This is a genomic window from Bradyrhizobium sp. B120, from assembly GCF_049075665.1.
Taxonomy (GTDB): Bacteria; Pseudomonadota; Alphaproteobacteria; order Rhizobiales; family Xanthobacteraceae; genus Bradyrhizobium.
This window is the reverse complement of record NZ_CP185242.1, coordinates 3,131,465-3,153,699: the sequence shown is the minus strand read 5'-3', so window position 1 is coordinate 3,153,699 and position 22,235 is coordinate 3,131,465. Positions and strand designations below refer to the sequence as shown.

The 22,235-nt window shown below is 65.6% G+C and carries 17 protein-coding genes; 5 read left to right on the top strand and 12 right to left on the bottom strand.

Annotation, left to right across the window (positions count from 1 at the left end):
* Positions 1 to 2 precede the first annotated feature (2 nt).
* Genes fdhF through ACOIX3_RS14285 form a run of 3 tightly spaced genes read left to right on the top strand, consistent with a single transcriptional unit; the run spans position 3 to position 3,923 of the window.
* Positions 3 to 2,879 (top strand): formate dehydrogenase subunit alpha, encoded by a 2,877-nt coding sequence (fdhF, locus tag ACOIX3_RS14295; RefSeq protein WP_420970448.1) that lies wholly within the window; start codon positions 3 to 5, stop codon positions 2,877 to 2,879.
* Between the two features lie 2 nt (positions 2,880 to 2,881).
* Positions 2,882 to 3,718 (top strand): formate dehydrogenase accessory sulfurtransferase FdhD, encoded by an 837-nt coding sequence (fdhD, locus tag ACOIX3_RS14290; protein ID WP_420970447.1) that lies wholly within the window; start codon positions 2,882 to 2,884, stop codon positions 3,716 to 3,718.
* Positions 3,702 to 3,923 (top strand): formate dehydrogenase subunit delta, encoded by a 222-nt coding sequence (locus ACOIX3_RS14285; protein ID WP_375783947.1) that lies wholly within the window; start codon positions 3,702 to 3,704, stop codon positions 3,921 to 3,923. Before fdhD ends, ACOIX3_RS14285 begins: the two co-directional genes overlap by 17 nt.
* A gap of 160 nt (positions 3,924 to 4,083) precedes the next feature.
* On the opposite strand, the gene ACOIX3_RS14280 is transcribed toward ACOIX3_RS14285, so the two are convergent.
* The 8 genes from ACOIX3_RS14280 to ccmI form a co-directional block, all read right to left on the bottom strand.
* Positions 4,084 to 7,047, bottom strand: a complete 2,964-nt coding sequence (locus tag ACOIX3_RS14280; protein ID WP_420970446.1) for a bifunctional [glutamine synthetase] adenylyltransferase/[glutamine synthetase]-adenylyl-L-tyrosine phosphorylase — start codon at positions 7,045 to 7,047, stop codon at positions 4,084 to 4,086.
* Positions 7,044 to 8,498 (bottom strand): sensor histidine kinase, encoded by a 1,455-nt coding sequence (locus tag ACOIX3_RS14275; protein WP_420970445.1) that lies wholly within the window; start codon positions 8,496 to 8,498, stop codon positions 7,044 to 7,046. Before ACOIX3_RS14275 ends, ACOIX3_RS14280 begins: the two co-directional genes overlap by 4 nt.
* The gene (locus tag ACOIX3_RS14270; protein WP_097670709.1) at positions 8,482 to 9,162 is read right to left on the bottom strand and encodes a response regulator transcription factor; all 681 of its coding nucleotides are present in this window, start codon (positions 9,160 to 9,162) and stop codon (positions 8,482 to 8,484) included. The genes ACOIX3_RS14275 and ACOIX3_RS14270 overlap by 17 nt, the downstream gene beginning before the upstream one ends.
* 265 nt (positions 9,163 to 9,427) lie before the next feature.
* Entirely contained in the window at positions 9,428 to 11,017 is a 1,590-nt protein-coding gene (locus ACOIX3_RS14265; protein WP_420970443.1) for a Do family serine endopeptidase, read from the bottom strand.
* 171 nt (positions 11,018 to 11,188) lie between these two features.
* Complete coding sequence (locus ACOIX3_RS14260; RefSeq protein WP_420970441.1) at positions 11,189 to 11,695, bottom strand: cytochrome c-type biogenesis protein; 507 nt, start codon at positions 11,693 to 11,695, stop codon at positions 11,189 to 11,191.
* Entirely contained in the window at positions 11,695 to 13,680 is a 1,986-nt protein-coding gene (locus tag ACOIX3_RS14255) for a heme lyase CcmF/NrfE family subunit (RefSeq protein ID WP_420970440.1), read from the bottom strand. The genes ACOIX3_RS14260 and ACOIX3_RS14255 overlap by 1 nt, the downstream gene beginning before the upstream one ends.
* The gene (gene ccmE / locus ACOIX3_RS14250; RefSeq protein WP_420970438.1) at positions 13,677 to 14,174 is read right to left on the bottom strand and encodes a cytochrome c maturation protein CcmE; all 498 of its coding nucleotides are present in this window, start codon (positions 14,172 to 14,174) and stop codon (positions 13,677 to 13,679) included. Before ccmE ends, ACOIX3_RS14255 begins: the two co-directional genes overlap by 4 nt.
* 59 nt (positions 14,175 to 14,233) lie before the next feature.
* On the bottom strand, positions 14,234 to 15,340 hold the full coding sequence (gene ccmI, locus ACOIX3_RS14245; protein ID WP_420970437.1) for a c-type cytochrome biogenesis protein CcmI: 1,107 nt from the start codon (positions 15,338 to 15,340) through the stop codon (positions 14,234 to 14,236).
* 334 nt (positions 15,341 to 15,674) lie between these two features.
* On the opposite strand from ccmI, the gene ACOIX3_RS14240 reads away from it, so the two are divergent.
* The gene (locus tag ACOIX3_RS14240) at positions 15,675 to 16,190 is read left to right on the top strand and encodes a hypothetical protein (protein WP_420970436.1); all 516 of its coding nucleotides are present in this window, start codon (positions 15,675 to 15,677) and stop codon (positions 16,188 to 16,190) included.
* Positions 16,191 to 16,195: 5 nt separating this feature from the next.
* Here the strand turns inward: ACOIX3_RS14240 and ACOIX3_RS14235 are convergent, their stop codons facing one another.
* The 3 genes from ACOIX3_RS14235 to ACOIX3_RS14225 form a co-directional block, all read right to left on the bottom strand.
* Positions 16,196 to 17,590, bottom strand: a complete 1,395-nt coding sequence (locus ACOIX3_RS14235; RefSeq protein WP_420970435.1) for a hypothetical protein — start codon at positions 17,588 to 17,590, stop codon at positions 16,196 to 16,198.
* Between the two features lie 355 nt (positions 17,591 to 17,945).
* The gene (locus tag ACOIX3_RS14230) at positions 17,946 to 19,322 is read right to left on the bottom strand and encodes an ATP-binding protein (protein ID WP_420970434.1); all 1,377 of its coding nucleotides are present in this window, start codon (positions 19,320 to 19,322) and stop codon (positions 17,946 to 17,948) included.
* A gap of 310 nt (positions 19,323 to 19,632) precedes the next feature.
* Positions 19,633 to 20,295 (bottom strand): response regulator transcription factor, encoded by a 663-nt coding sequence (locus tag ACOIX3_RS14225; RefSeq protein WP_092125249.1) that lies wholly within the window; start codon positions 20,293 to 20,295, stop codon positions 19,633 to 19,635.
* A gap of 377 nt (positions 20,296 to 20,672) precedes the next feature.
* Between ACOIX3_RS14225 and ACOIX3_RS14220 the strand changes: the two genes are divergently transcribed.
* Entirely contained in the window at positions 20,673 to 21,026 is a 354-nt protein-coding gene (locus ACOIX3_RS14220; protein WP_420970432.1) for a VanZ family protein, read from the top strand.
* A gap of 89 nt (positions 21,027 to 21,115) precedes the next feature.
* Here ACOIX3_RS14220 and galE read toward each other — a convergent pair whose 3' ends face one another.
* Positions 21,116 to 22,111, bottom strand: coding sequence for a UDP-glucose 4-epimerase GalE (galE, locus tag ACOIX3_RS14215; RefSeq protein ID WP_420970431.1), 996 nt, complete (start codon positions 22,109 to 22,111; stop codon positions 21,116 to 21,118).
* Positions 22,112 to 22,235: the final 124 nt, after the last annotated feature.

Sequence of the window (22,235 nt, the reverse complement as noted above, 5' to 3'; positions counted from 1 at the left end):
CGATGTCGCTGATCCAGGAAATCGATTTCGGCACGCCAAAATCCAAATCCGAGGCGATGGTCACGCTGACCATCGACGGCAATCAGATCACCGTGCCCGAGGGCACCTCGATCATGCGCGCGGCGATGGAGGCCGGCACCCAGATTCCAAAGCTCTGCGCGACCGACATGGTCGACGCCTTCGGCTCCTGCCGGCTCTGCCTGGTCGAGATCGAGGGCCGCGCCGGCACGCCGGCCTCGTGCACCACGCCTGTCATGCCCGGCCTCGTCGTGCACACCCAGAGCGAGCGGCTGAAGAAGCTGCGCAAGGGCGTGATGGAGCTCTACATCTCCGACCATCCGCTGGACTGCCTGACCTGCGCCGCGAACGGCGACTGCGAATTGCAGGATATGGCAGGCGCGGTCGGACTGCGCGACGTGCGCTACGGCTATGAAGGCGAGAACCACGTCTTCGCAAAATCGCACGGCTGCGAAAACGACAACTGGATGCCGAAGGACGAATCCAATCCCTATTTCACCTACGATCCCTCGAAGTGCATCGTCTGCTCGCGCTGCGTTCGCGCCTGCGAGGAAGTGCAAGGCACCTTCGCGCTGACGATCTCCGGCCGCGGCTTCGACAGCCGCGTCTCGCCCGGCATGAGCGAGAGCTTCCTCGGCTCCGAATGCGTGTCCTGCGGCGCCTGCGTACAGGCCTGCCCGACCGCGACGCTGACCGAAAAATCCGTGATCGAGATCGGCCAGCCCGAACATTCGGTCGTCACCACCTGCGCCTATTGCGGCGTCGGCTGCGCGTTCAAGGCCGAGATGCGCGGCGAGGAAGTCGTGCGCATGGTGCCGTGGAAGGACGGCAAGGCCAATCGCGGCCACTCCTGCGTCAAGGGCCGCTTCGCCTGGGGCTACACCACCCACAAGGAGCGTATCCTGAAGCCGATGATCCGCGAGCGGATCGAGGATCCCTGGCAGGAAGTATCGTGGGACGAGGCGCTGAATTTCGCCGCCGCGAAGTTCAAGGGCATCCAGCAGAAATACGGCCGCGACGCGGTCGGCGGCATCACCTCGTCGCGCTGCACCAATGAAGAGACCTACCTGGTGCAGAAGCTGATCCGCGCCGGCTTCGGCAACAACAATGTCGACACCTGCGCCCGCGTCTGTCATTCGCCGACCGGCTACGGCCTGTCGCAGACCTTCGGCACCTCGGCCGGCACGCAGGATTTCGATTCGGTTGAGGACACCGACGTCGTGCTGATCATCGGCGCCAGTCCGGCTTCGGCTCACCCGGTGTTCGCCTCGCGGCTGAAGAAGCGGCTGCGCCAGGGCGCCAGGCTGATCGTGCTCGATCCGCGCCGCACCGAGATGGTCGAATCGCCGCATGTGAAGGCGCTGCATCTGCCCCTGCTGCCCGGCACCAACGTCGCCGTGCTCACCGCGCTCGCCCATGTCATCGTGACCGAAGGACTGGTCGACGAAGCCTTCGTGCGCGAGCGTTGCGACTGGAGCGAGTTCGAGGATTGGGCCGCCTTCGTGGCAGACCCGAAGCACAGCCCTGAAGCGACCGCGATCATGACCGGCGTCGATCCGAAGGATCTGCGCGAGGCGGCGCGGATCTATGCCACCGGCGGCAACGGCGCGATCTATTACGGGCTCGGCGTCACCGAGCACAGCCAGGGCTCGACCACGGTGATCGCGATCGCCAACCTCGCGATGGTGACCGGCAACATCGGCCGGCCTGGCGTCGGCGTGAACCCGCTGCGCGGCCAGAACAACGTGCAGGGCTCCTGCGACATGGGCTCGTTCCCGCACGAGCTGCCGGGCTACCGCCATATTTCCGGCGACGCGGTGCGCGAGCAGTTCGAGGCGATGTGGAACGTCAAGCTCAACAACGAGCCGGGCCTCCGCATCCCCAACATGTTCGATGCCGCAATCGAGGGCACCTTCATGGGGCTCTACGTGCAGGGCGAGGATATCCTGCAGTCCGACCCGAACACCAAGCATGTGGTGGCGGCACTGTCGGCGATGGAATGCGTCATCGTTCACGATCTCTTCCTGAACGAGACCGCGAACTACGCCCACGTCTTCCTGCCCGGCTCGACCTTCCTCGAGAAAGACGGTACCTTCACCAATGCCGAACGCCGCATCCAGCGCGTCCGCAAGGTGATGACGCCGCTCAACGGCTATGCCGACTGGGAAGTGACGATCATGCTCGCCAAGGCGATGGGCTACGAGATGAACTACAGCCATCCGTCCGAGATCATGGACGAGATCGCCGCGCTGACGCCGACCTTCACCGGCGTCTCCTATGCCAGGCTCGATGAACTCGGCTCGGTGCAGTGGCCTTGCAACGAGAAGGCGCCGGAAGGCACGCCGGTGATGCATATCGGCGGCTTCGTGCGCGGCAAGGGCAAGTTCATCATCACCGAATATATCGCGACCGACGAGCGCACCGGCCCGCGCTACCCGCTGCTGCTCACGACGGGGCGCATCCTCAGCCAGTACAATGTCGGCGCGCAGACCCGCCGCACCGAGAACGTGGTGTGGCACGCCGAGGACCGGCTCGAGATCCATCCGCACGACGCCGAGCAGCGCGGCGTGCGCGACGGCGACTGGGTACGGCTGGCGAGCCGTGCCGGCGAGACCACGCTGCGCGCGCTGATCACCGACCGCGTGGCACCGGGCGTGGTCTACACCACGTTCCACCACCCGGACACCCAGGCCAACGTCATCACGACCGACTTCTCGGACTGGGCGACCAACTGCCCGGAGTACAAGGTCACCGCCGTGCAGATTTCGCCGTCGAACGGTCCGTCCGACTGGCAGAAGGCCTATGACGAGCAGGCGCGCAACTCCCGGCGCATCGCGCCGGTGGTGGAAGCTGCGGAGTAGCGATGCGCGAACCGGTCCATAAGGCGATACGGAAGGTCTGGCGCGACGGCGTCTTCAGCGAGGGCGCGCGCCTGATCCCGGAAGAGACGCCGCTGGCGCTCACCTACAATGGCGGCACCTACGCCGTGATGATGGGCTCGCCCGAGGACCTCGGCGACTTCGCGGTTGGCTTCAGCCTGAGCGAAGGCATCGTGCAATCGGCCGACGAGATGGAGACCCTCGACATCGTCGAGCTCGATGACGGCATCGAGCTTCGGATGTGGCTCAAGCCTGAGAAGGCCGAGCGGATCGCCGAGCGGCGGCGCAACATCGCCGGCCCGACCGGCTGCGGCCTGTGCGGTCTTGATTCCATCGGCGAGGCGGTCCGACCGGCCGCGGTGGTGCCCGCGGGCCGCGTCTTCGCGCCGCGCGAGATCATGACCGCGGTGGCGGCGGTCGCACCGCTGCAGGAGATCAACCACCAGACCCGCGCGGTGCACGCCGCCGCGTTCTGGACGGCGACGCGCGGCATCGTCGCGCTGCGCGAGGATGTCGGCCGCCATAATGCGCTCGACAAGCTCGCCGGCGCGCTGGCCCGCGACAAGGTGGTCGCAAGCGACGGCATCGTGCTGGTGACCAGCCGCGTCTCGGTCGAAATGGTGCAGAAGACCGCCGCGATCGGCGCGCCGCTGATTGCTGCCGTGTCGGCCCCGACCGCGCTTGCGGTACGGATGGCGGACGCCGCCGGCATCACGCTTGCCGCGATCGCCCGCGCCGATGGATTTGAAATCTTTACGCATCCGGAACGCGTCACAGGCGCGGTGCCCGGCAAGGAGTCCACTTATGTCGTCGTCGCCTGACAAACTGGTCTATATGGCGAACCAGATCGGGAAATTCTTCCACAGCCAGGGGCACGACCGTGCCGTGCAGGGCATTTCCGAGCACATCTGGAAGTTCTGGGATCCGCGGATGCGCAAGCAGATCTTCGCCCATCTCGACACCGGCGGCGCCGGCCTCGACCCCGACGTCCGCGATGCCCTGCAGAAGCTGCAGCAGCAGGCGTAGCGACAAGGTAAGGCGCGCGACCTTCCCTCACCGTCACCCTGAGGAGCGCGCTCTTGCGCGCGTCTCGAAGGGTCGACGGCCCGGCAGGTGGCCGTGCATCCTTCGAGGCTCGCAAGGGCTCGCACCTCAGGATGACGGGGCCAAGAATAGTAGGTGGGCGCTACCCCCCATCGACGATCGCGTTGAAGACGCGGCGTACCTCGCTTTGCGTCTCGCGCAGGCGGGCTTCCAGCGCGGAGAAATCCGGCGCGTCGCCGGCCCGCGCCATCACGCGCCGCAGGTCTTCGCCGGCGGTCTCCGGATTGAACTTGCCGGTGACGCACAGCCGCAGGATCTGCGTCAAATCATGATAGAGCCGCGCCGCCGAGCGCAGGATCTCGGCCTCGGACTGGCCGAGCAGGCCGAGCTTGGCGGCATGCTCCAGCACCTGCAGCGTCGAGACGCTGAGGATCTCCGGCTTCGCTGAGGCGTGCGCGAGCTGCAGATATTGCGCGATGAAATCGATGTCGACGAGCCCGCCGGCGGCAAGCTTGAGGTCCCAGACGTCGTCCTCGCCCTTCTCCAGCGCGATCGCGCGCCGCATGTCGGCAACGTCGGCCGCGGTCGACGCCGCATCGCGCGGCCGGGTCAGGACGCTGCGGATGATCGCCTCGATCTTGTCGCGGAATTCCGGTGACGACGAGATCACGCGCGCACGCGTCAGCGCCATGTGCTCCCAGGTCCACGCCTCGCGCTCCTGGTAGTCGGAAAACGAATCGATCCGCGAGGCGACCGGGCCGGCCCGCCCCGACGGCCGCAACCGCATGTCAACCTCATAGAGCACGCCGTAATTGGTCCGGGTCGTGAAGGCGCTGATCAGGCGCTGGGTGAAGCGGGCAAAGTACTGCGCGCCGTGCAGCGAGCGCTCGCCGTCGGAATCCGGCGCCTCGCTGTCGAAATCGTAGAGCAGGATCAGATCGAGGTCGGAGGACGCCGTCATCTCGCGGCTGCCGAGCCGGCCCATCGCGACGATCGCGGTCTCCTGCCCCTTGATCCGGCCATATTGCGCGGCGAACTGATCGGTGACGAGGCCGTGCACGGTGTGCACGATGCCTTCGGCGACATCGGCAAACGCCGTGCTGGCGTGCTGCGCCGACACCGTGCCGGACAAGATCCGCGTGCCGATCAGGAACAGGCTCTCCTGCCCGAACAATCTCAGACGATCGAGGAAGTCCTCATAGGACGACGCATCCTGCAGCGTGGCGGCGAGCCGCTGCGACAATTCCTTCTTGTCCGGCATCGCGCCGAAGAAGCGCGGATCGACCAAGCCGTCCATGATCTGCGGCTGCCGCGCCAGCATGTCGCCGAGCCGCGGCGCAGCACCAAGGATCAGCGCCACCAGCGCGACGAAATCGCGGTTCTGGCTGAGCAGCGAGATCAGCCGCCCGCCCCGCTGCAACGCGGCCAGGAAACGGTCGAATGCCGCGACCGCATCGTCCGGCTCCTCGGCATCCGCGAGGCCATCGATCAGGCCGGGAATGAATTCGAGGAACGCCGCCCGCGTCGCCTCCACGCGCAGCGCGCGATAATCGCCCTTGATCCACTGCTGCACGGTGCCGGCGACCATGACCGGCTTCTTGAAGCCGAGACTGGCGAGATGCTCGATCAGGCGACCGTCTTCGGGGCCGGCCCCGTAGTCGACATCCGGCAGCTTCGCGCTCCCGGTCGGATCGTCGCCCTCGAACAGCTTGCCGTAATGGTTCTGCACGATCTTGAGCTGGCCGAGCAGATCCCTGGCGAAGGCCTCGCGATTCTCGTAGCCGAAGAAATGCGCGAAGCGCTCGACCGCTTCCGGCTCCTCGGGCAGCGAGTGGGTCTGCTCGTCGGCGATCATCTGCAGCCGATGCTCGACGCGGCGCAGGAATTCGTAGGCCGTCGTCAATTCGTCGCGCGCCTCGAAGGTGATCCAGTTGCTCTCGGCGAGGACATTGAGCGCCTCCAGCGTCGGCCGCACCCGCAACTCCGGATGGCGCCCGCCGGCGATCAGCTGCTGGGTCTGGGCGAAGAACTCGATCTCACGGATGCCGCCGCGGCCGACCTTGACGTTGTGGCCCTCGACCGAGATCTCGCTCTGGCCGCGATAGGTCTGCATCTGCCGCTTCATGTCGTGGACGTCGGCCAGCGCCGCAAAGTCCAGATGCTTGCGCCAGACGAACGGCGCGAGCTCGGCGATCAGCGCCTCGCCGGCCTTGGGATCGCCGGCGCAGGGCCGCGCCTTGATCATCGCGGCGCGTTCCCAGGTACGTCCCTCGCGCTCGTAATAATGCAAGGCCGCGTCGGTCGAGATCGCGACCTGGGTCGAGGCCGGGTCCGGACGCAGCCTGAGATCGACCCGAAACACATAGCCCTCGCCCGAGCGCTGCTGCAGCATCCGCGCCATCGCCTGGGTGACGCGGACGAAGAACGGCTGCGGCTCGATATCCTCGGCGAGCGAGGTGGCCGCGCGATCGAAGAACACGATCAGGTCGATGTCGCTGGAATAGTTCAGCTCGCCCGCGCCCATCTTGCCCATCGCAAGCACGATCAGGCCCGAACCGGCTTCCGGATGCTCGGGATCGACGGCAGTCATGCGGCCGCGGGCGACCTCCTGCAGGAACAGAAATCGTAGCGCCGACTGCACCGAATTCACCGCGATGTCGGTCAGCGCCGCCGTCACCCGCATCACCGGCCAGACGCCGCCGATGTCGCACAACGCGATCATCAGCGCAGCCTCCGCCTTCATGCGGCGAAGCAGAACCATCACGTCGGCCTCGCTGCCCGCGGCGAGCACGTCGCGCGAGGTGCTCTCGATCAGGTTCGCAAGATGCGACTCCGGGTCGCATGACAGGATCCGGATTAGCCGCGCGGCATCAGCCCGCGCCAGCTCGAACAGATAGGGCGAGAATTCGGCAATGCCGCGCAGGATGTCCCGTGCGAACGGGTGCTCCAGCAGCGCCGCGAGCGCAGCCGATTGCGCCGGCTCGAGCTCGGCGAACCAGTCGGTCAGGCGCTGATCGGCGGATACGGAAACGGCGACACGCGGTCCGTCCGCGAACCGCGCGGCCAGATGGTGACGATCCGCGTTTCCCGGCGCGGCGGCATTCATGCCGCCTTCTGTGGCACATCCTGCGTTTGAGCCGCAAGCCTGTCACTGCCGCCCGCCCGCGCCGGCAGCACCAGGGTGGCCACCAGCCCCGGATGGGCATCGCCGAGCCGCAGCTCGCCGCCGTGGAGCGTGGCAACCGCCGAGGCCAGGCTGAGGCCGAGACCGGAACCGGGTAAGGTGCGGCTCGCCTCGAGCCGGACGAAGCGCTCGACCGCGTGCTTGCGGTCGCCCTCGGGGATGCCCGGACCATGGTCGGTGACGCTGAGCAGGACCTGATCGCCCTCACGGCGGGCCTCGATCAGGATCTCCCGCGCATCGGCCTTCATCGGCTCCACGCCCGGTTCGGGCTTACCATATTTGATGGCGTTCTCGACCAGGTTGGCGACCGCCTGGCTGATCAATTCGCGGTTGCCGTGAATCGGCGCCGGCGCGGTCTTCACCTGCAGCGTCATGCCGTCGTCCTCGGCCAGCGGCTCGTACAGTTCGTGGATGCCGTTGGCGACGTCGGCGCCGTCGAAATCGTCCATGTTGCCGCGCGCCTGGCCGGACTCGGCGCGCGCGATCATCAGCAGCGCGTTGAAGGTGCGGATCAACCCGTCAGACTCCTCGATCGTCCGCTCCAGCGCCGCGCGATAATCGGCCTCGCTGCTAGAGCGCGCCAGCGCCTCCTCGGCGCGGTTGCGCAGCCGCGTCAGCGGGGTCTTGAGGTCATGGGCGATGTTGTCGGAGACCTCCTTCAGCCCCGTCATCAGCGCCTCGATGCGCTCCAGCATGACATTGAGATTTTCCGCGAGACGGTCGAGCTCGTCGCCGCTGCGGCCGACCGGCAGCCGGCCGGACAGATCGCCCGCCATGATGCGCTTGGTGGTGCCGGTCATGGCGTCGATCCGGCGCAGCACGCGGCGCGCGACGAAGATGCCGCCACCGATGCCGAGCACGACGACGACGAGAATCGACCATTGCGCGGCCTTGGCGACGATGCCGAACAGCCGCCGCCGCTCCTCGAGGTCGCGCCCGACCAGGAGGCGGAAACCGTTGTCCATCTCGGTGACCCGCACCAGCGCACGGTGATCGGTCTTGTCCAGGTCGTCGAACCGGCGATAGGCGGTCTCGCTCCAGCCCTGGACGCTCATCACGCCGGGCGCCAGCGAGCCGACATTGCCGGCCAGCGCCTGCCCGTTCGGCGCGGTCAGGAGATAGAGGTTGGCGCCCGGCCGCAGCGCACGATTGCCCATCGTGGTCAGCAGGCCGTGCAGGCCGCGGCGGTTATAGATGGAGGTGATCTCGCTGATCTCGACGTTGACGGTCGTCGTGATCTGCTCGGTGATCAGCCGCCGCGTGTTCCAGGCGAAGTAAGCCAGCAGCGAGGCGGCAAACAGCGCGAACAGGAACAGATAGACCAGCGTCAGCCGAAACGCCGTGGTCCGGATCAGTTTACCGAATGCCGTCACGGATCATATACCCCGCGCCGCGGATGGTATGCAGCAGCGGCCGCTCAAAACCCTTGTCGATCTTGGAGCGCAGCCGCGAGATGTGGACGTCGATGACGTTGGTCTGCGGATCGAAATGATAATCCCAGACGTTCTCGAGCAGCATGGTGCGCGTCACCACCTGGCCTGCATGCTTCATCAGATATTCGAGCAGGCGGAATTCGCGCGGCTGCAAGGTCAGCTCATCCTTGCCGCGGGCGACGCGATGCGACAGCCGATCGAGCTCGAGATCGCCGACCCGATAAGTCGTCTCCTCGGCCGGCCCGACATTGCGCCGCGACAGCACTTCGACGCGCGCGAGCAACTCGGCGAAGGAATAGGGCTTTGGCAGATAGTCGTCGCCGCCGGCGCGCAGGCCCTTGATGCGATCATCGACCTGGCCGAGCGCCGAAAGGATCAGCACCGGGGTCCGGTTGCCCTTGTCGCGCAGAATGCCGATCAGCGACAGGCCGTCCCGCTTCGGCAGCATGCGATCCACAACCATCACGTCGTAATCGCCGGTCTCCGCCATCGACAGGCCTTCCTCGCCGTCGGAGGCGAGATCGGCGATATAGCCGACTTCACGGAATGCCTTGACCAGATAGTCGGCTGACTCGCGGTCGTCTTCGATGATCAGGATGCGCATTTGCGGAGCGGTTGCGGTCACGGGAATGGGCCCTCTGTCAGCATGACGCGGCCGGCCTGCACATGCAAGACGACCGCGAATATTCCAGATTGTTTGAAAAAAGTGGGCGGTGAAGCTGGGGGACCTCACCGCCCTGAGACCTTCCGACAGAGGGGGGCATATTCCATCGAAAGGCAACATAGGGAGCGGGCAAGGCGCCCGTCCCCCGGAACGCGCCGTCGGCGGGGGCGACGAATGCCGGCGACGCGTTCCAACTCATAGATAGTTATCCCTTGGCCAGCGGCACTGCCACAAAGCGCGACGAACCGCCGCTCTTCACGCGCATGAGAACGCTGTTCTTGTTGTCATTGCGCGCCGCGGTGATCGCATCACGCACCTCACCGGCGGTGCCGACGGTCTTGCCGGCGACCTCGAGGATCACGTCGCCTTCCTTGAAGCCCCGCTCAGCGGCAGCACTCTTGGGATCGACTTCGGTCACGACCACGCCTTCCTTGCCGGCGCCGGCCACGCTGTTGGCGGGTGCCACAGTAAGGCCAAGTTTCGGCACGTCGGTGCCGCGGGACGAGTTGCCCTTGTCACCGTTGTTGTCGGTGTCAGCCTTGGCTTCCAGGCTGTTCGGCAACTGGCCGAGCGTGATGTTGACGGTCTTGTCCTGACCCTTGTGCAGCACGTTCAGCTTCACGGCATTGCCGGGCGCGAGGCCGCCGATGGTACGGGCGAGTTCGCGCGCATCCTTCACCGGCTCGCCATTGACGGCGGTGATGACGTCACCGGACTCGATGCCGGCCTTGGCCGCGGGGCCGTTGGCCTGCGGTTCGGCAACCAGCGCGCCTTCGGCCTTCTTCATGCCGAGGCTGTCGGCGATGTCGGAGGTCACCGGCTGGATCTGGACGCCGATCCAGCCGCGGCTGACCGAGCCCTTGTCCTTCAGCTGGGCAACGACGCTCTTGACGGTCTGGGCCGGGATCGAGAACGCGATGCCGACGCTGCCGCCGGACGGCGAATAGATCGCAGTGTTGACGCCCATCACCTCACCGGACACGTCGAACGCCGGGCCGCCCGAATTGCCCTTGTTCACGGGCGCATCGATCTGGATGAAATCGTCATACGGGCCGTTGCCGATGTCGCGGCCGGAGGCGGAGACGATGCCCGCGGTCACGGTGCCGCCGAGGCCGAAGGGATTGCCGACCGCCAGCACCCAGTCGCCGATACGCGGCTTGGTGTCGGAGAGCTTGGCAAACTGGAAGTTGGAGCCGCCGTCGACCTTGATCAGCGCGAGATCGGTGCGCGGGTCGGTGCCGATCACTTTGGCGGAGTAGGTCTTGCCGTCGTCGGTCGTGACCTCGACCTTGTCGGCGCCGTCGACGACATGATTGTTGGTCACGGCAAAGCCGTCAGCCGAGATGAAGAAGCCGGAGCCCTGGCCCGTCACCACGCCACCGCCACGCGGTCCACCGCGCAGACCCGGGGGCAAGCCATCCGGACCGCCGAAGCGGCGGAAGAAACGCTCCATCGGCGAACCCGGCTGGAACGGCGAATCGTCATTATTGTTGCTGTCGTCCTTCGCGACCTTCTCGCGAATGTTGACCTTGACCGAGATCACCGACGGCTTCACCCGCTCGACGATGTCGGCAAACCCGACCGGCTGCTGAACCTTCTTGACCTCGTTATTGACCTGCGCGTGCGCGGGCGTCGTGAACAGGTCCGCCGGGTTGTGGGTGGGGCTGAAGCCGTAGGTGGCGGCACCGAGGCCGGCCACGACCGACGCCATCAGCGCGAGTTTGCGGGCAGAGAACAACGAGCGCTTCGGCGCCTTGTAGGACGGAAGGGTCGAGAGGTCGGGACGTTCGGTCATGTCTTGAGATCTCCAGGGCCAGAATCATTCGGTGCGGGGGCGAGCACCTGATGCGCCTGAACATGGGGTCATCAGCCTTACAGCGCGCTGGCTGCGGAATTAAACTTTGGTAATTGAGCAATCCGGCACTGCGGCAGAATAGCGCGGGCAAATTAAGGGCTTGGAAGGGAACTAAAGCGGCTTGTCCGGCGCGGATTCGGCCGCCAGCAGCCGTTCCAGCCGCGCCTGCTCATCGGACGTCAGCCCTGGGGCGGAATCGCCCCCGCCGGCAGCCGGATTTGCCTTGCGCCGGCCGAGCCGCCAGAGCGCAAAACCGCCCAGCAAGAGCGCCAGCGGCGGGGTCAGCCACAGCACCAGCGTATGCTCGTTGAGCCGCGGCTTCAGCAGCACGAATTCGCCATAGCGGGCCACCAGGAAATCGATCACCTGGCGGTCGCTGTCGCCGGCCGAGATGCGTTCACGGACCAGCAAACGGAGATCGCGCGCCAGCGGCGCCTCCGAATCGTCGATCGACTGGTTCTGGCAGACCATGCAGCGCAGTTCCCTGGAGAGCTCGCGCGCCCTCGCCTCCTTCGCCGGGTCCGCCATGATCTCGTCGGGCAGCACGGCCCGGGCGGGCATCGCGCCGAGCATCAGGGTCGCGGCAAGCACGGCGGCTGCAAGGGCGCGCGACCGCATCATTCGGCCGCCTGCAAGGCGCGCGCCGCTTTCGCCGCCGGTTTCGGCGCGCCGACCCGCAAGCGGCGGTCGGACAGCGACAGCAGCCCGCCGAAGGCCATCAGCACCGGTCCCCACCAGATCATCAGCACCAGCGGCTTGTGATAGATGCGCACCGCGATCGCGCCGTCGGCCGAGGTATCGCCGAGCGAGATATAAAGCTGGCTGGCGCCGCGGGTCAGCAGCGCGGCCTCGGTCGTCGAGGCCCCGCGGGTGGTGAAGTTGCGCTTCGACGGGGTCATCACGCTGATTTTCTCGCCGTCACGGGTCACGGTGAATTGCGCGACCATCTCGCGGAAGTTCGGGCCCTGCCGCGGGTTCAGGCCGTCGAGCCGCAGCTCGTAGCCGGCGACCTTGGCGACGTCGTCCGGCTTCATGGAGCCGATATATTCGCTGTTCCAGGTGGTCTCGCAGACGATCCCGATCAGGGCTATGCCGAGGCCGGCGTGCGCGAAGACGGTGCCCCAGGTCGCGCGCGGCAGGCCGCGTGCGCGGCGCAGCGAGAGCGACAGCGGAATCCGGAACAGCGCGATCCGTTCGGCGAGATCGCACAGCGCGCCCATGATCACGAAGGCGGCAAGCCCGATCGCGAGCGGCGCCAAGGTCGCGCCGCCATAGGTCCACGCCAACACCACCGCGATCGCAACCAGCGCGACGATGCCGGCGACCATCAGCCGCTGCGCCGCACCGAGCAGGTCGCCGCGCTTCCAGGCCAGCAGCGGCCCGAACGGCACCGCGAGCAGCAGCGGCACGAACAGCGGCGCGAAGGTGAAATTGAAGAACGGCGCGCCGACCGAGATCTTCTCGCCGGTCAAGACCTCGAGCGCCAGCGGATACAGCGTGCCGATGAACACCGTCGCGCAGGCGGTGGTGAGCAGCAAATTGTTGAGCACCAGCGCGCCTTCACGCGAGATCGGCGCGAACAATCCGCCCTGCTTCAGCGCCGGCGCGCGCCAGGCATAAAGCGACAGGCTGCCGCCGATGAAGACGAACAGGATCAGCAGGATGAAGACGCCGCGCGTCGGATCGGTCGCGAAGGCGTGGACCGATGTGAGCACGCCGGAGCGCACCAGGAAGGTACCGAGCAGCGACAGCGAGAAGGTCAGGATCGACAGCAGGACGGTCCAGACCTTCAGCGCGTTGCGCTTCTCCATCACCAGCGCCGAATGCAACAGCGCGGTGCCGGCAAGCCAGGGCATCAGCGAGGCGTTCTCGACCGGATCCCAGAACCACCAGCCGCCCCAGCCGAGCTCGTAATAGGCCCAGTAGGAGCCCATCGCGATGCCGAGCGTCAGGAAGATCCACGCCATCAGCGTCCACGGCCGCACCCAGCGCGCCCAGGCGGCGTCGATCCGGCCCTCCAGCAGCGCCGCCACCGCGAACGAGAACGAGATCGAGAAGCCGACATAGCCGAGATAGAGCATCGGCGGATGCACCGCGAGGCCGATGTCCTGCAGCACCGGATTGAGGTCGCGTCCCTCGATCGGCGGGTTGGCGATGCGCAGGAACGGGTTCGAGGTGATCAGGATGAACAGGTAGAAGGCGCTGGCGACCCAGGCCTGCACCGCCAGCACATGCGCGCGCAGCGACAGCGGCAGATTGTTGCCGAAGGCCGCGACGAGGCCGCCGAACAGCGCCAGGATCGACACCCACAGCAGCATCGAGCCTTCATGGTTTCCCCACACGCCGGTGATCTTGTAGAGCAGCGGCTTCAGCGAATGCGAATTCTCGAAGACATTGGCGACCGAGAAATCCGAAGTGACGTGCAAGGTCACCAGCGCCGCGAACGAGGCCGCGACGAACAGCAATTGGGCGAGCGCAGTCGAGCGCGCGACGTTCATCAGCGCCGCATCGCGCCAGCGCGCGCCGACGATCGGCACGATCGACTGGATCAGCGCCAGGGCGAGCGCCAGCACCAAGGCATAATGTCCGCTTTCGGCGATCACCGCATGGCTCCCTGGCTCGGCGCCGCGGAGGCGCTCGGCATGCTGTTCGGTTTGGCGCCGTAGTCGTCCTTCCAGTGGCCCTGCTTCTTCAAGGCGTCGGCGACGTCCTTCGGCATGTAGGTCTCGTCATGCTTGGCGAGCACGGTGTCGGCGCGAAACACGCCGTCGGCATCGAGCGCGCCTTCGGCCACCACGCCCTGCCCCTCGCGGAACAGATCCGGCAGGATGCCCTTGTAGGCGACCGGCAGCGTCGCGCCGCCGTCGCCGACGGTGAAGCTCACCGCGAGATTGTCGCCGCGCTTGAGCGAGCCTTGCTCAACCAGCCCACCGAGGCGAAACCGCTTGCCCGGACCGAGATGCTTCTCGGCGACCATCGACGGCGTCGAGAAGAACACGATGGAATCGCGCAGCGCATTCAGCACCAGGCCCGCGGCGATCGCGAGCACGACGAGCGCGCAGCCGATCAGAGTCAAACGCCGTTGCTTCCTGGTCATGGTGCTTCCTTGCGCATGACATCCGCCGAAAACCGCTGCACATGTTTCGGCATCATGCGTTATCCATCCAATCCGAGACTCTTCAGCCCCTCATTGAGCTGACGCAACCGATCCGCATCATTGCCCACCGCCTGACGGGCATCCGCAAGTGCGCTCATCGCCTTGTCGCGCTCGCCCATCACGAGATAGGCGCGGACCAGCCGCAGCCAGCCCTCGACGTCGTCACCGTTGGTCTTCAGCCGCGTCGCCAGCCGATCGACCATACCCTTGATCATGGTGCCGCGATCGGCCTCGCTCATGTCCTTGGCCGCCGCCACAGCGCCGTCAGGCAGCGCGGGTGCGCTCACGCCGCCGACCCGTACCAGCGCGGCCTGCACCAGCGGCCGCCACGGCGCATCCGACGGCGCCTTCGCCATCATCTTCTGCCAGATCGCGGCGGCGTCGGCCTTGCGGCCGTCCTGCTCGGCGGCGAGGCCGAGGAAATAGTTCGCCTTGGCGTCGTCGCCATTCAGCGCGACCGAGCGCTCGAACTCCGCCTTGGCATCGGCCGTGACGACGCCGCCGGCGCTCCCCATCAACGCCTCGCCGAGATCGGCGCGGCGATCGGCGCTGTCGCCGGCATAGGTGATGGCATTGCGATAAGCACGGACCGCATCATCGTAGCGGCCGAGGCGCGACAGCACCGGCGCCAACACGGTCCAGCCGCGGCCGTCGGTCGGGTTCTTTTCCAGATGGGCCTCGACCTGTGCGACCAGATTGGTGAGCGGCTGGTTGGCATCGGCCACCTGGCTGCGCTCGGCGAGCGGAAAGTCGCCAAGCCGCGGAGAGCCGAGCGCGAGATAGAAGCTGGAAGCAATCACCGGCAACCCGACCAAAGCCACGACCGCAGCAGCACGCCGCAGACTGAGACTGCCTGGCACCGGCGCTTCGCGCTCGCTCTGGTCGGCGGCGGCCAGCAGCCGGCGGCTGATCTCGATCCGCGCGGCATCGGCCTCGGCGGCGCCGATGATGCCTGAGGCCATGTCGCGGTCGATTTCGGCGAGCTGGTCGCGGTAGACCACGACCTCGCTGCCGCCGGTATCCGCCCGTCCGCGGCGGCTGAGCGGCCACAGCACGGCAAAGATCGCCGCGACCGTCATCAGCGCGAACACAAACCACAGCGTCATCAAACGGTTCCCGGATGGAACGGCGGCTTCCGGCAAGCCGCCTTAGAATCGCTTTACACTACCGGCGGCGAGCCCGGCAATTGACAATTGCTGGATCGACCGAAGGTCCAAATAAGGCGGTTTCCGGTGCTGTTCCGACGGTATTGCAATGGCGTTACCTGGCGAAGGCGCGCGCGACCAAAATATCGAAAACAACCCCATGCAAAGTAGCAGGGGCCGCCATCACCCGACGACTTGACATGTCGGGCAAATCAGCTGCACACTTCCATTATTCCGAAATTGCGCAAGCGCTTCTCGCCCCGCCCAGGCGGCGAACAAAGTGAGGGATGCGCGCATGTTCACCCCTGAGCAATTATTCATTTATAATTTTGAGAAGCTTATTCGGTGTCACGACAATCCGACCCTAGAAAACCTCTTCGAGGCGGTCGGACCTCTACGTAGACTTTTGCTGGATCATCCGTCGATCACGAGCCTTGCGAACCGCAGGGCGCAACTGAAATTCCGCTTTACTATCTATTCCGACCCTACAATGAGGATCAATTACGATCCGAAGATACACCCCTCAATTCCAGAAATTATCAAAACGATGACTCTGGCTGAGTTTCTGCGACATCCACTTATGCAGTTCAGTGGCACGGACATCACTGTCAAAACCGCAATAAATTATGTCCGAGACTATGCAGGGCTCGAACACAAAAACGAACCAGATAGCGACACGTTGAGAGCGGCCCAGAATGTAAATTGGATCGGATTGGGTGGGATGCCAGCAATCCTGTACTGCCTGAAAGGAGCCGTCTCCCTAACACTTCAGGGATACGAACCGTTGTATAGAAAGCTCAAAGGACATTGAGAGCGCTACCCCGCGCGCGACGATTTCCGCTCGCCGGTCACGGCGTTCTCTGCCGCCCGGTTCATCAGCGAGGCGTAGTCGTGGCCGAACAGCACCTCGCAGAAGCGGATCGCGGCCTTGACCTGCTGCTGGCGGAAGGCGCGGACCCGGGCGTCGCCGCCGCGCAGTGATTGCACCAGCCCCTCGGTCGACTGCTCGACATAATGTTGCAGGTCCGAGAAGGTCCGCAGCGTCACCTCGTTGATGGCGAGCTCGCTGGCATAGGTGCGGCACACCGCGACGAAATCGATCAGGGCGGCGGCATCCTCGACCTCGGACGCATCGATCTTGGCGCCGGCCGTGATGTCCTTGTCGGCGCGCTGGCGCAGGATACGGCGGACCCGACCCGGCACGCTGTCGATCTCCGATTGCAGCGCGTTGGAGGTATCGGCGCGCACCGACGTGAGCTGGCGGCCCCAGGTCGAGTCGTTGCGCAGATCGAGCTCGGTGCGCAGGCCGCGGACCCCGTCATGCAGGGTCTTGAGCTGCTCGCTGACATAATCGAAATGTCCGCGCTTGATGTCGGTGCGCAGACAGGCCGCGACGAATGACAGGTCATGCAGCGCGATGGTGACGGCGATGCCGTACGGCGTCGCCGCGACCCGCAGCTCGTCGTCGGAGGCCGCCATCTTGATGGCAAGGCGGATGATCTGCCATGGCGCGGCGAGCCGCTGCGCGATCAATGACAGGGCGAACGGCAGCAGTTGCGGCGTCTGCAGCGACGGCAGCTTGAGCGCCTCCATCGCCGAGGCGATCTGGGAATCGGAAAACACCCGGATCTGGCTCGGCAGCCGGCTGCCCAGGGTTTCCAGCGCTTCGCGGGCCTGCAACACGAGGCCGATCGGCAGCAGGTCCTCGACAACGTTCGGCGGGCCCACGCGTGCCAGCGCGCGCTGACGGTCGTCCTGGGTCGGCCCCGCGATCTTGAGGATGGCTTCCGCCGCCGCAAGCTGGAACTTGCGCGCGGCGATCTCCATCGGGCCGCTCTCCGAGGCAGCCGCCAGGGCCTTCTCGAATTCGCGGGCGGCCTCGGGCGCGCCCTCGCGGGCGAGCCACTGCCAGATCGGCAGCAGCGAGGCACGCCGGAGCTGGCCGGCCCGGGTCGGGAAATTGGTCTCGGCAAGGAACGGCTCGAGCGGCCGGAACAGCAGCCGCGCCGGATCGTCGCTGCGCGGCTGGATCTGCTCGTCCTGCTCGACCCCGCGCACGATCTTGCGCAGCTGCTCCAGGACCAGATTGGCGATCGCGACATCATCGCCGCGTTCGACGGCGCGCTCCAGCTCCCGCATCAGCAGCGCCTGCGATTGCGGCGGAAGCTGCGCGAGATAATCCCTCAGCCGCTCGGTCGATTTCTGGCTCATGCCCGGTCGTGAAAGCTAGGTGCCCGGCAAACGCCGCAGCCCGTCCGCCCGCAATGATAGAGGTTGGCGCGTTAAGAAGCCGTTTAGGAATAATGACGGCCGCGCCGCCCAAGGCAGACTAGAGCGAGATGGGCTTAGGTCAGATGGCGACCGCGACGGCGCTGCGCTCCCTCGCCCCGTTCTTACGGGGAGAGGGTTGGGGTGAGGGGCCGCTTCCGCGTATTCGGTGACAGCTGTGTTTGTGGAGACTCCCCCTCACCCGGAACGCATCTGACGATGCGTTCCGACCTCTCCCCGCACGCGGGGCGAGGTGAAACGGAATCCGCCGCTCGATTCAGAGTAAAGTCATCATTCCCTACACCGCGGGCAGCATGAGCTCGGCCCGCAAACCGCCGATCGGCGCGTCATTCAGGGCGAGCTTGCCGCCATAGAGGCCGGCGAGATCGGTCACGATCGACAGGCCGAGCCCCGAGCCGGGCTTCGATTCGTCGAGCCGCTGGCCGCGCCGCGACACCTGGGCGCGCTCGGCCTCTGACAGGCCGCGCCCGTCGTCGTCGACCACAATGCGCAGCCTGGGTCCCGCGCCCGACGCTTCCGGCGGGTCTACGCTGACCTCGATGAACACCTGAGAAGCCGCCCATTTGCAGGCGTTGTCGACGAGATTGCCGACCATCTCCTCGAGGTCCTGTCGCTCGCCGCGAAACCGCGCCGCCGGGTCGGCCTTCGCCTCGATCGCGAGGTCGCGATCGCGATGGATCTTCTCCATGGTCCGGCGCAGCGCCTCGATCACAGGTGCGACGTCGGTGATGGTGCTGACGATGGTGGCCCGGGCGGCGATCCGCGCGCGCTCGAGGTGATGCGCGACCTGGTCACGCATCAGGTCGGCCTGCTCCAGCACCTTGCTGGCGAAGGGATCGCCGGCATGCGTGCCCGCTTCGTTCACGATCACCGACAGCGGCGTCTTGATCGCATGGGCGAGATTGCCGACATGGGTCCGCGAGCGCTCGACGATCTCCCGGTTGGCATCGATCAGCGCGTTGGTCTCACGCGCCAGCGGCGCGATCTCGACCGGAAACCGGCCCTCCAGCCGCTCGGCGCGGCCGGAGCGGATGTCGGCGATCGAATCCGAAATCCGCTTCAGCGGCGCAAGGCCATAGCGCACCTGGAAGATCGTGGTCAGCAGCAGCACGATGCCGAGGGCTGCGAAGGTGCCGCCGAGATAATAGTCGAAGCTGCGCGTCTCATCGAAGATCTCGGTGGCGTCGCCGGCGACGCTGACCAGGAACTTGCCGTCGGCGCCGAGGTCGACCGGGCGCTCGACCACGCGCAGGCTCTGGCCTTCGGGTCCATCGACATAGCCGAGGCGGACGCCGGCGGCGGTCAGTTCAGCGCCGTGCTCCTCGAGCTTCGGCAGCTTCTTGTCCCACAGCGAGCGCGAGGCGCGGGTCTCGCCCTTTTCGGTATCGGTGCGGGTGATCTGCCAGTACCAGCCCGACAACGGCAGGTCGAACAGCGGCTCGCCGAGCGACTGGAACTGACGGTCCGCCGGCTCGTCCGGCGTCGCCACCTCGGCGATCAGGGTGCGCAAATAGAGATTGAGCCGCCGGTCGAAGGCGCGCTCGGTCGCGTCGCGATAGACCGACGACAGGATGACGCCCGTGATCGCCAGGATCACCACCACCCAGGCGGTCGCCGAGACGAACAGGCGGGTCGCAAGTGAGCTGCCGCCCATTAAAGCGCGATGAGATTAGGTTGAATCGTCATCGCGCTTTATCTCCTTGTTTGAGCATGATCTTTTCGGAAAGCCGCTTCGCACTTTTCCGGATCATGCTTTAGGGCACGGGCTCGAACGGCGTGTCAGCGGCAACAGACATCAGGGATTCAAACATTGGCGAATCCAGTTCTCCCGGCGCGGATCATGCCAATGCCCGTGTACGCCGATCAAGCACTCTAAGAGCATGATCCGATTGAACAGGATATGCCCTCATCCTTTTGTTTGGTCGCGCTTTCTTCGCGCGAACCGGCTTGTTTGAGAAAGCGCTTTAGGTCGGCGGCGACAGCATGTAGCCGAGGCCCCGAACAGTCTGGATAATATCGACTTCCAGCTTCTTGCGGATGCGGCCGACGAACACCTCGATGGTGTTGGAGTCGCGGTCGAAGTCCTGGTCGTAGAGGTGCTCGACCAGTTCGGTGCGCGAGACCACCCGCCCGGTGTGGTGCATCAGATAGTCGAGCAGATTGTACTCGTGCGAGGTCAGCTTGATCGGGTTGCCGTTGACGGTGACCCGCTTGGTCCGGGTATTGAGCGCCACCGGCCCGCAGGTCAGCTCGACCTGGGCATGCCCGGTCGCGCGGCGCAGCAGCGCGCGGATCCGCGCCAGCACCTCCTCCAGATGGAAGGGTTTGGCGACATAGTCGTCGGCGCCGGCATCGAACCCCTGAACCTTGTCGCTCCAGCGGTCGCGCGCGGTGAGAATCAGCACCGGCATCACCCGCTTGTTCCGCCGCCAGGCTTCGAGCACCGAGATACCGTCCATCTTCGGCAACCCGATATCCAGCACGACCGCGTCGTAGGGCTCGCTGTCGCCAAGGAAATGCCCCTCCTCGCCGTCGAACGCGCGATCGACCACATAGCCGGCGTCCGTCAAGGCGGTGGTGAGCTGGCGGTTCAGATCCGGGTCATCCTCAACGACGAGCAGACGCACTTTGGCCTCCGAGAGTGAGCATTGCGATATTCCGGCATCAAATGAGGCTCCCGGCCGTGAACGGCTTATGAATGGAGCCGCAGGGCAAACCTTATTTTTTCGTCAGGTGCACCATCCCGGGAACCCGCGCAAGCGCGACGGGCTCCCGCTGAGAGATGCGCACCAGGTGGAATTGAGTTTCAGCACATGGTATTTTAATACCTTATCATTTAACAACAGGACGACCCGTCGTGTCTGTCACAATCGGCGGGCAAGTTAACCTTCGGCGACCATTTCCATGTCGCTGACAGAGGTGATGCGCTAATCCAGCCCGGGGTCGTCTGCGGTACAGGACCGGGAATACTTTGTTGGATATTTCGAAGATACGGAAGTTCGGCGTGATTGCGGGCTGGCTTGCGCTTGCCTTCATCGCCTTCGTGACGCTGTCGCCGATCCAGGACCGTCCGTCGTTTTTCCATCCTCAGACCGAACGCTTCGCCGCGTTTGCAGTGATGGCAATGGCCTTTGTGTTGGGTTACCCGCGGCGTACCGCGCTGATCTTGCTCTTTGTCGTCCTCAGCTCGTTCACACTCGAAGCGATGCAATTGCTGACACCGGACCGTCACGGCCGCCTGCTCGACGCGATCGTCAAGGTGGCGGGAGGTCTTGCCGGCATCGGCGCAGGTCACCTCATACTGCTGGTGCTGCGCAGCCAGTTCGGCCGGCTGAGGTCGCGCGCGGACGCAGCCTAGTCTTCCGCCATTTTGAGCATGATCTCCGCGCAAACGCGTTCCGCGTTTGCCGCGACGGAAGGCCGCTTCGCGCTGTTCCGGATCATGCCCTATCGCCGGCGCGGATGCGCCTTCTGGTGCCACGCCCAGGCCGAGCGAATGATGTAGCCAAGATCCGACCGGCTCGCCTTGAAACCGAGGCCGCTCTCCGACCTGGAGGGATCGGCAACCAGGATCGGCGGATCGCCGGCCCTGCGTTCGCGCACCACGCTCGGCACCGCTTCGCCGGTCTCGGCGCGGATCGCGTCGAGCACCTCGCGCACCGAGTAGCCGGTGCCGGTGCCGAGGTTGAACACACCGCCGGTGCTCCCCTTCAACAGCAGCTCGAGCGCCGCGATATGGGCGGCGGCGAGATCGTCGACATGGATGTAGTCGCGCACCGCGGTGCCGTCAGGCGTCTCATAATCTTCGCCGAAGATCGCGAAGTCCGGCACGTGCCCGAGCAGCGCCATCAGCGCGCGCGGAATCAAATGCGTCTCGGGATCGCGGAGCTCGCCGATGGTGCCACCGGCATCGGCGCCACAGGCGTTGAAGTAACGCAGGCAGACCGATTTGAACTGATAGGCGGCGCGATAATCATCGAGCATCTGCTCGATCATGAATTTGGAGCGGCCGTAGGGATTGACGGTCGGCCCCGCGGCGCTCTCGGGAATGGGATCGCGCCCGGCATTGCCGTAGACGGCGCCGGTAGAGGAAAACACCAGGCGGTCGCAGCCTGCCTCACGCATGCCGCGCAGCAGGCCGAGCGTGCCGGCAACGTTATTGCCAAAGTATTTCTGCGGATCCGCGACGGACTCGCCGACCGCGCTGAACGCGGCGAAGTGCATCACGGCCAGCGCATTGTGCTCGCGGATGGTGGCGGCGATCCTGTCGTGATCGGCGACGTCGCCGATCACGAGCGGTCCCCATTGCACGAAATTGCGGTGGCCGGTGGAGAGGTTGTCATAGACGACCGGGAGAAACCCGGCCTCGGCGACCGCCTTGGCGCAATGGGATCCGATGTATCCCGCGCCGCCCGTGATGAGGATCGAACCCCTGCTCGCCATTGAAAATGCCGTCCCTGCGCGGACCAATCCTGCGCCTCAACCAACGCAATGATCGCATGGGTACGACATTCCGTCTGGCGCAGCAAAATGCCGATGCGAATAGCGTTAAGAGCGAACGGATTTG

Bases quoted from the DNA above. Each gene is read 5' to 3' on its own strand.
- fdhF (WP_420970448.1), top strand. From the start codon at position 3: ATGTCGCTGATCCAGGAAATCGATTTCGGCACGCCAAAATCCAAATCC.
- fdhD (WP_420970447.1), top strand. From the start codon at position 2,882: ATGCGCGAACCGGTCCATAAGGCGATACGGAAGGTCTGGCGCGACGGC.
- ACOIX3_RS14285 (WP_375783947.1), top strand. From the start codon at position 3,702: ATGTCGTCGTCGCCTGACAAACTGGTCTATATGGCGAACCAGATCGGG.
- ACOIX3_RS14280 (WP_420970446.1), bottom strand. From the start codon at position 7,047: ATGAATGCCGCCGCGCCGGGAAACGCGGATCGTCACCATCTGGCCGCG.
- ACOIX3_RS14270 (WP_097670709.1), bottom strand. From the start codon at position 9,162: ATGCGCATCCTGATCATCGAAGACGACCGCGAGTCAGCCGACTATCTG.
- ACOIX3_RS14265 (WP_420970443.1), bottom strand. From the start codon at position 11,017: ATGACCGAACGTCCCGACCTCTCGACCCTTCCGTCCTACAAGGCGCCG.
- ACOIX3_RS14260 (WP_420970441.1), bottom strand. From the start codon at position 11,695: ATGCGGTCGCGCGCCCTTGCAGCCGCCGTGCTTGCCGCGACCCTGATG.
- ccmE (WP_420970438.1), bottom strand. From the start codon at position 14,174: ATGACCAGGAAGCAACGGCGTTTGACTCTGATCGGCTGCGCGCTCGTC.
- ccmI (WP_420970437.1), bottom strand. From the start codon at position 15,340: ATGACGCTGTGGTTTGTGTTCGCGCTGATGACGGTCGCGGCGATCTTT.
- ACOIX3_RS14240 (WP_420970436.1), top strand. From the start codon at position 15,675: ATGTTCACCCCTGAGCAATTATTCATTTATAATTTTGAGAAGCTTATT.
- ACOIX3_RS14235 (WP_420970435.1), bottom strand. From the start codon at position 17,590: ATGAGCCAGAAATCGACCGAGCGGCTGAGGGATTATCTCGCGCAGCTT.
- ACOIX3_RS14230 (WP_420970434.1), bottom strand. From the start codon at position 19,322: ATGGGCGGCAGCTCACTTGCGACCCGCCTGTTCGTCTCGGCGACCGCC.
- galE (WP_420970431.1), bottom strand. From the start codon at position 22,111: ATGGCGAGCAGGGGTTCGATCCTCATCACGGGCGGCGCGGGATACATC.